Source organism: Anabaena sp. UHCC 0451, assembly GCF_034931405.1.
Lineage (GTDB): Bacteria > Cyanobacteriota > Cyanobacteriia > Cyanobacteriales > Nostocaceae > RDYJ01.
In genome coordinates this window covers 87257-95908 of the sequence record NZ_JAYGHA010000016.1, presented here as the reverse complement: position 1 = coordinate 95908, position 8652 = coordinate 87257, and the positions used below count along the sequence as shown (strand labels likewise).

At 34.8% G+C, this 8652-nt stretch carries 6 protein-coding genes; 2 read left to right on the top strand and 4 right to left on the bottom strand.

Going from position 1 to position 8652, the window contains the following annotated elements; translation table 11 throughout:
- Together VB694_RS13070 and VB694_RS13065 are read right to left on the bottom strand one after the other, a co-directional pair.
- Positions 1–1419 (bottom strand): S8 family peptidase (locus tag VB694_RS13070; protein WP_323360782.1); only part of this gene is annotated, 1419 nt, incomplete at its 3' end.
- A 609-nt stretch (positions 1420–2028) separates the two neighbouring features.
- Entirely contained in the window at positions 2029–2910 is an 882-nt protein-coding gene (locus VB694_RS13065; RefSeq protein WP_323360753.1) for a 2OG-Fe(II) oxygenase, read from the bottom strand.
- A 488-nt stretch (positions 2911–3398) separates the two neighbouring features.
- Here VB694_RS13065 and VB694_RS13060 point away from each other — a divergent pair, with 488 nt between their 5' ends.
- Positions 3399–3803, top strand: coding sequence for a hypothetical protein (locus tag VB694_RS13060; protein WP_323360752.1), 405 nt, complete (start codon positions 3399–3401; stop codon positions 3801–3803).
- Positions 3804–3938: 135 nt separating this feature from the next.
- Here VB694_RS13060 and VB694_RS13055 read toward each other — a convergent pair whose 3' ends face one another.
- Positions 3939–5120: a glycosyltransferase gene (locus VB694_RS13055; protein ID WP_323360751.1), complete on the bottom strand. Its 1182-nt coding sequence runs from the start codon at positions 5118–5120 to the stop codon at positions 3939–3941.
- A 114-nt stretch (positions 5121–5234) separates the two neighbouring features.
- Between VB694_RS13055 and shc the strand changes: the two genes are divergently transcribed.
- Entirely contained in the window at positions 5235–7145 is a 1911-nt protein-coding gene (gene shc, locus VB694_RS13050; RefSeq protein ID WP_323360750.1) for a squalene--hopene cyclase, read from the top strand.
- Positions 7146–7495: 350 nt separating this feature from the next.
- Here the strand turns inward: shc and VB694_RS13045 are convergent, their stop codons facing one another.
- The gene (locus VB694_RS13045) at positions 7496–8386 is read right to left on the bottom strand and encodes a glycosyltransferase (RefSeq protein WP_323360749.1); all 891 of its coding nucleotides are present in this window, start codon (positions 8384–8386) and stop codon (positions 7496–7498) included.
- Between the last annotated feature and the right edge of the window lie 266 nt (positions 8387–8652).

Below are 8652 nucleotides of genomic sequence, written 5' to 3'. Positions count from 1 at the left end.
ATCCCTATAGTTAGTTAAATTGCTGTCATAGTAACGCAATTCCCATCTATCATTGTCGTAACTAAATTCCTCTACATTAGAAGTTTTAGAAGCAAAATCACCAAACTGTAATTCTAAATTGTTTTCACCAACAGATAACACAATTGGTGGTAAAGAAATAGTTGATTGTGCTTGGAAACTTATCGGAAATTGTGAACCGATATCAACAGGAAATTGTGAGCCTATATCAATCAGATTGAAAGGTAAATCAATAATAGGAAATGGAAACGGCAGAGAAGGCATAGGATTTGTCGGCTGACTAGGCTGTTGAGGATTTGTGTCATTTTCAGCCGTACTTGTAATAATATCCCGCACTTGGCTTTCTGTCAGATTAGGATTAGCACTAAGCATCAGCGCCACAACCCCAGCAACATGGGGAGCGGCCATAGAAGTGCCACTGTAAGTAGCATATTGATTATTGGGAACTGTAGAGTAAATATCCTCACCTGGAGCAGTGACATATTTAATTTCTTGAGAACCAGAACGGTTAGAAAAATTAGTCAATTGATTATTTTTATTTACTGCCCCAACAGCAATTCCTGAATCATAAGCATAACGGGCTGGATAGGATGGTGTAGAACCGCCATCGTTACCTGCGGCCATAACAACAATTACACCGTTACTGCTGGCATATTCAATAGCTGATTTGAGAGTATTATTAGAAGAATTACCTCCTAAGCTGAGGTTAATTACATTAGCACCATTATCTACAGCGTAACGAATACCATTAGCGATATTTGAGTAAGAACCAGAACCATTTTCATCTAAAACTTTAACTGCCATAATCTGAGAATCATAAGCAATTCCAGTTACACCACTACCATTATTTTCTGCTGCAATAGTCCCAGAAACATGAGTTCCATGGCCATTATTATCTAAAACATTATTGTTGTTACCATCAAAATTCCAACCTTGAGAATCATCAATATAACCATTACCATCATCATCTATTCCATTACCTGCAATCTCTTTAGTATTAATCCAAATATTATTATTTAAATCGTTGTGGTTATAGTCAACTCCAGTATCTAGTACAGCCACAATAATTCCCTGACCTGTATGTCCATTTTGCCAAGCTGTAGGAGCATTTACCATATCTGCACCCCAATTATTTCCACCCAACTTAGGAGCATCTGGATAGGGACTTTCACCAGCGGCGTTACTAACTGCTGTTCCTGCATTGACTAAGCCATAACCATTGTTAGAGTTATAGTTGTTTATGGTAGCAATAGGCTGACTATTTTCATCTTGCAGTGAGCTACTATGACTACCCCAACTTAAGCTACTGTCAACCGATGTTTGAAAGGTATCGACTGGGGAAATAGATGTAATATTGAGTTTATTTTGTGAGTACAAATTTTCAGGAATATCAAATTTCATCAGACTTTTATCCTTAAAAATCATAATCTTTTTTCACAGTCTGAATTTTTCAAACCTTTGTAAAGCAAAATTTTGCAAAAGCAAGTTATTCCCCTTCGTCAATAATTACTATAAATTGACGACTATAAAAAGCCAAGTTGATTACGAATTTAATATTTTAAAAACAAGCAAATATTACAATTACTAAGTTATGATTTATGCTATTCTTGTATAAAGGCTCAATTTTAAAAAAGTAAATTAAGACTATTGGCAACAGTATAAAAAATTAAAGGCTGATTTTGTATGATGCTTCACGGATTTATTCAACTTGATATGCTTTGATTTTTTCTGGGCTGGGTTGAAAGTTTAGAATTTATTCAATTTATTCAATTTATTATTTTATCAGAATATGGTGACTATCAATGGTAATTATTTTTTATAATGGTCAGGACTTACGCAAAACAGGACGGAAGTAGGGGTAATTCATGAATTACCCCTACGCAATAATCAGGTTTTGAGTTCAATCTTTCGTAAGTCCTAATGGTAACAAAATTAGCCAAATTTGATAATAAAAAAACTCCGTTACCAGCGATTGAAGGTGTTGACAAAATTAGCTGAATGCTTACATTTTTACCTAAAAATACACTTTTTTTGGGCTTCAGGCAGATTTTTCGCTAGTAAAGCCAAATCTTTATCTTGTAAAGATGACGCACTATAAAATGAATGTTCTTTGAGTCTTGGTGTGTAATCGAAAAAGATAGAAAATCTATCTGAAGTTACAGGTATCTTGCCACGATGAAATATACTATGAGTAGCAGCAAAAACCACTGTACCAGCAAGACCTATACACGATTTATAATTACTACAATGTGTTACTTTTTGCATAATTTGATCACAAATGTACCCAGATTTATATCTAAGGGATTTAGATATTTCTGAACTTAAAGCAGGATGAATATATTGAAAAGGTCCCTGGCTTTCATCAATATCATGTAAATAAACTATGATTTTTAATATCTTTCTTGCTTCTTTATCTATATGCCATACTCTTGATCCTTTTTCTAATTTATTAGCAATATCTCGGCGAAAATATACACCATGATAGGCTACTGGTAAACCAAAAAAATTCTCGATTATATTTATTAGTCTTTTTTCTAAACCCCACAAAAAAATGATTGGGTATGCCATAATTTGCTGAGAACTAGCATGAATAACAAATTCCTGATTATCCTCTGAAGCAGAGGTGGGAATCTGGGGAATCAGATTTTGTGCAGCTTGTATAAATTTAGGAGTAGATGCAATTCCTAAATCTGCTAAGGAAGTTATGAAAACTCCTTCCTGTCTAATTTTCTCAACTATTTCTTGATCATTTTTGGAAATACTTGCTAGATGGGGAATATATTTTTCTACTTCCGCTTGATAATTAAGTTCAGCTTGATATCGTACATAGGGAATTGTATTAATTATTTGTAATATTTTGTTTTTTGTTTTTTGCAAAAGATAACTATACATGAGGTTTTCTTCTTATTTCAATTTTATTCAAGTACAACTAAGTCAACACTAATGAGACTTTGAATTTCAGAAATCTACAACTACCGATTTTAGAAAAATAGTCAATACTACTAGACTACTAGCAGAAAAACTAAAGTTTAGCTTATTGCCCAATCAAGATTTTTTTGGGATTGGCTATATTTTTTCTCAACTTTAATTTATAAGATGATAACCATTAATATTTCTTTTAATATTCTTTCTAAAGATATATTTTTTTGACTTTATTTAGTATTCTATAATTTTTTCATGACATTTACTAGTGTTATTGGTTTAATATAATAAAAATATTGTTATTGTTTTAATTTAAGCTTAAAATGATTTTTTGGTGTGAATTTAGTTTTTTAATACATTGCTAATCTGCTTGTAAAGTTTTATGTTTTGATCTTGTGACTATAAAAAATGAAAACATATACCGCTATACTGTTGGTAAAGAGTAGTATACAAAAGATATGGTTCGCTTTTTTTTAATAGGAATTTTGGTATTATTAACGGCTTGTAATAGTATTGCATTGCTACCAACTTATGAGTTAGTCGAAAAAGCAATAACTATTCAGCTAGAACAAAGCAAACAGGAACTTCAGCAAAAGCTAGATTTAGATTTTCAAAATTTCGATATTAAGCGAATAGCAATTACTCAGCAACAGCCTTTAACCATTGAAAATTTACCCGCTTACCGTGTACAAGGAAGTTATGATTTAACTGCCAAATTATCCAAAAAACAAATCACTCAGCTACACAAACCCTTTGAAATTTATTTGCAAATTCAACAAGAAGGTAAGAGTTGGCACTTATTACTACCTGAAAAAACTGATAACAATACTCCGTCAATTTGGCATAGTTATCTGATTCTTTAATGAGTACATCATATCCCCGATTTCTTGAAAAAGTTGGGGATTTAAATTGTAGCTTAAAGAGAGTTTTAGGTGTTGACTTTTGATTTTAAATTTGTTATCATGGAATCGATAAGGAAGAACTATCTTGTAATAATTCTAGTTTTCATAAACTCTGCCTTTCCAAGCACCTCCGCGTCCTTGTCTGTGACGGTTAGCAGAATCTAAAGTCATTAAAGTATATAAAAAAGCAATTATAGGTAAACAAAATGCTAACCAAAGGGGAGATTTATAAAAGCGAATAATGGGAAAATATGCTACTGTCATTAATAGCCAAGTACATAAACTGATGATAGTAATGGGTAAATTTTCCATCACTAAACCTAAGATAATTCCTAACGGTGGCAGCATATAAACTAAAATCATGCCTAAGACACTTCCTCCTAACAACAAAGGAGAATAATTTAGTTGTGTGTAGGCGCTACGGGCTACCATATTCCAAATAGTTTCTAGGGAATCATAAGGACGTAAACTATAGGTTAAAGCATCTAATCCTAACCAAATTTTTCCTTGATGAGATTTAACAGTTTTGGCTAAAGAACAATCATCAATTAAAGCTTGGCGAATTATTTGTAGTCCACCAATTTTCTGAAGCATTTCTCTACTAATTAAAATACAACCACCAGCAGCGGCCGCAGTGGCTTTTTTATGGTTATTTACCCAACGAAAAGGATAGAGTTTTTGGAAGAAAAAAACGAACGCAGGTATTAACAATTGTTCCCAAAAACTTTGACACCGCAACTTGACCATAATTGATACTAAATCTAAATTCTCGGCTTCAGCTTTAGCAACTAATCTATGCAAGTTACTAATATCATGTTCTATATCTGCGTCGGTTAGTAAAAAATAATCGGGTAATTGTAAAGACGTTTCATGAAACGTCTTTAAAGCAGCTTTTATACCTTGTTCCATCGCCCAAAGTTTACCAGTCCAACCAACCGGCAAATCTGCACTATAGACAATATGCAATTGTGGAAGTTTGTCTACTGCGTAAGCTACCCCTTGGGCAAAATTGGCTGTACCATCCGTACTTTGATCATCCACCAAAAACACTTGGAAATTACCAGGATAGTCTTGAAGAAGCAGCGATCGCAAACTAATAGGAATAACATCAGCCTCATTCCGCGCTGGAACTACAACACACACCGTAGGTAAAGATTTTAACTTATTTTGTGCAGTTTTTAACTGCTGATCTACCCGCCAAAATTGCCCCCAAAACAACAGTAAAAATAACCAAATTGTTAAAGATAAAACCATCAAACTCAATAAAATTTCTACCATCACTCTTGCAAATTCTCAGTAATTCAGACAGAATACATTGTTTGTTGATTTTGGGAAACAATATTCTTTTCCCAAGGTTATGTTATTAACTATTGGTGCTGAGGTGCGTATTTTATGCAAACACAAGACAGGGGCAAAGTCAAGCAAATTACAGAAGCGATTGCAGCCAGTCAAAAACATCTGCTGTCAATTCAAAAACCAGGCGGTTACTGGTGGGCGGAATTAGAATCAAATGTTACCATCACGTCCGAAGCTGTACTGCTGCATAAAATTTGGGGAACAGACAAAACTCGACCTTTGCATAAAATTGAAGCATATCTGCGATCGCAACAACGAGAACATGGAGGTTGGGAACTTTTTTATGGTGATGGTGGAGAACTAAACACAACAGTCGAAGCTTACATGGCTTTGAGATTGTTAGGTGTACCCGCAATAGATCCCGCATTAATAAAAGCTAAATCTTTAATTCTTCAAAAAGGTGGAATTAGCAAAACCCGCATTTTCACCAAATTACATCTAGCCTTAATTGGTTGTTACAATTGGCGCGGACTTCCTTCATTACCACCTTGGGTAATGCTATTACCTGCTAATTTTCCCATCAATATTTATGAACTTTCTAGCTGGGCGCGTTCTAGCACAGTGCCATTATTAATAGTCTTTGATCGTAAACCTATCTTTAAAATTGACAACCCCATCAATTTAGATGAATTATATACCGAAGGTGTGAATAACGTCAAATGGGAATTACCAAAAAATGGTGATTGGTCGGATATATTTAATATCCTAGATGACGGATTTAAACTAGCAGAAAGTTTGAATTTTGTACCTTTCAGAAATGAAGGTATCAAAGCCGCAGAAAAATGGATTTTAGAACGACAAGAAGCTACAGGAGATTGGGGGGGAATTATTCCTGCTATGTTAAATTCTCTCTTGGCTTTAAAATGTTTAGATTACGACGCTAACGACCCGATTATATATAGAGGTTTAAAAGCAGTTGATAATTTTGCCATTGAAACAGAAAATAGTTACTGCGTTCAACCTTGTGTATCTCCCGTATGGGATACAGCCTGGGCAATTCGCGCCTTAATTGATTCAGGTTTTCCAGCAGATAATCCTGTAATTGTCAAAGCTGGAGAATGGTTAATAGAAAAACAAATCCTTGATTATGGTGATTGGAACGTAAAAAATAAGCAAGGAAAACCCGGCGCATGGGCGTTTGAATTTGACAATCGTTTCTATCCAGATGTGGATGATTCTGCTGTAGTTGTCATGGCTTTACATCAAGCAAAATTGCCCAATGAAAATCTGAAAAAACAAGCTATAAAAAGAGCTTTAAATTGGATAGCATCAATGCAATGTCAACCAGGAGGCTGGGCAGCTTTTGATATTGATAATGATCAAGAATGGCTGAATTCTGTACCTTATGGCGATTTAAAAGCCATGATTGATCCAAATACGGTCGATGTCACCGCTAGAGTCATAGAAATGTTGGGTGCTTGTAACTTATCAATTCAACCAAATAAATTAAAAAAATCCCTTGATTATCTTCTCCATGAACAAGAAAAAGAAGGTTGTTGGTTTGGACGTTGGGGGGTAAATTACATTTATGGAACTAGTGGCGTTTTATCCGCTTTAGCTTTAATAAATCCCCAAAAATATCGCCCTCATATAGAACAAGGTGCTGCTTGGTTAGTCAAAGTTCAAAACCTTGATGGTGGTTGGGGAGAAACTTGTTTTAGTTACAATGATTCCAGTTTGAAAGGAAAAGGAGACAGCACCGCATCACAAACAGCATGGGCATTAATTGGGTTAATAGCAGCAGGTGAAGCAACTGGGAAAATGTCTTTGGATAGTATTGAAAAAGGAATTAATTACCTGTTAGAAACTCAAAAATCAGATGGTACTTGGGATGAATCATACTTTACAGGAACTGGTTTTCCTTGTCATTTTTATCTTAAATATCACCTCTATCAGCAATATTTTCCTTTAATGGCGTTGGGAAAATATCAAGCGATTAAACAATAGGAATTGCTTGAGAATAAGTAAGTAGGCTTAATTAATTGTTAGATAGTGGAACAGGCTTCTAGCCTGTTGACGGGCAAGACTTGTACTGAGCGCAGTCGAAGTATGCCCATCCCACATTTTATATTTAATTGCAACCAGCTACTTAGACTAATTCGTTAACAGCGACATGAATTTGTTAATAACGACATGAATCTGTTAACGACTATAAATAATTTATTATTAGATATCAGGAAGAAAATGCAGACTTATACTAAGTAAGTTGGCAGAAAAAAATCAAAGTATGTAACAAAATATTAAATCGCTAAAAGTCTCTCCCCTCTTGCCTTTTGCCTTGTATATCTTTATATTTGTCACTTTAATTCTTTTTCTGATTGATGCCACTGTTCCCAGAAAAATCCAGCTACATTTGCAAACTGTGATATTAGGAATAATATTGTTACTAATATTGCTGATTGACTTAACTTGCTCAGAAAGGGATATCTGAGTAAATTCAAATAAAATTTGAGTGGTTCAACTTTGATGTGTTCATTGGTGCGCTGAGTTCTGATTTGATGAAAGCAAAATGCACCGCGACCATAGTTAAAGTGCTGAAAGTAAAAGGTTTTTAATGTGAGTAGATGAGCATGATAAATAGTAACTTCTGGAATATAAATCATTTTGTTACTTTGGTGCAACCAGCGATCGCAAAATTCCCGATCTTCTGCTGCTGATAAAGGATAAGTCACATCAAATTGTCCAACTTGGTTAAATAATTCCCTAGAAACCGCGAAATTATTAGACGTGAAAAACGTTGCTTGAGCAGAATTAGTGTTGTAATAATCATAAAGATAATCAATCAGTAGTTGACTCGCTGTAGAATAGGGATTATCTAGGAGAGCGTTCATCGTTTTTCCCCCTAAAAGAGCATTAGGTGTCTTAGAGAAGGCATTTTCGAGGACTAAGAGCCAATTTTGCTCAGGGGTGCAGTCATCATCTGTAAAGGCTAAATATTGTCCTTTGGCTGCATTTACCCCTGTATTTCTGGCTTTGGCAGGTCCGGCATTGAGTTGTCGGATTAGAGTAAGATTAAGCTGGTGATAATAAGGGTTGACTAAGTTATCTAAGGGGTTATCACTGCCATCATCCACAATAATGACCTCAAAGCGATCGCCAGGATAATTAAGATGGGTGAGGGAATCTAAACAGGTTTTTAGTCTTTCGGGACGGTTATAAGTTGGGATAATAATTGAAAAATTTAGCATAAATATACAATATGTGTTAGTTATTTAGCTTTTCCCCCTTTCCATTAATATGTATAGGAAGCTATGGAATAGATTTTAACAGTAAAGTTTTTGATTAACGATAACTTTGTAGGAGCGAGGGTAGGCTATCGCTCGGATAGTCTAAATGGGTAAAGGATTCTAGACAGGCTGCTAACTGTGTTGGATGGTTGTAAGTGTGAATAATAACAAGTCAGGTTTACCAATGTTCTCAACCGGATTCAGAGGGAACAGGAAGCAACAGGGAA

Excerpts from the sequence above, each read along its gene's own strand:
- VB694_RS13065 (WP_323360753.1), bottom strand. The coding sequence starts at position 2,910 with ATGTATAGTTATCTTTTGCAAAAAACAAAAAACAAAATATTACAAATA.
- VB694_RS13060 (WP_323360752.1), top strand. The coding sequence starts at position 3,399 with ATGGTTCGCTTTTTTTTAATAGGAATTTTGGTATTATTAACGGCTTGT.
- VB694_RS13055 (WP_323360751.1), bottom strand. The coding sequence starts at position 5,120 with ATGGTAGAAATTTTATTGAGTTTGATGGTTTTATCTTTAACAATTTGG.
- shc (WP_323360750.1), top strand. The coding sequence starts at position 5,235 with ATGCAAACACAAGACAGGGGCAAAGTCAAGCAAATTACAGAAGCGATT.
- VB694_RS13045 (WP_323360749.1), bottom strand. The coding sequence starts at position 8,386 with ATGCTAAATTTTTCAATTATTATCCCAACTTATAACCGTCCCGAAAGA.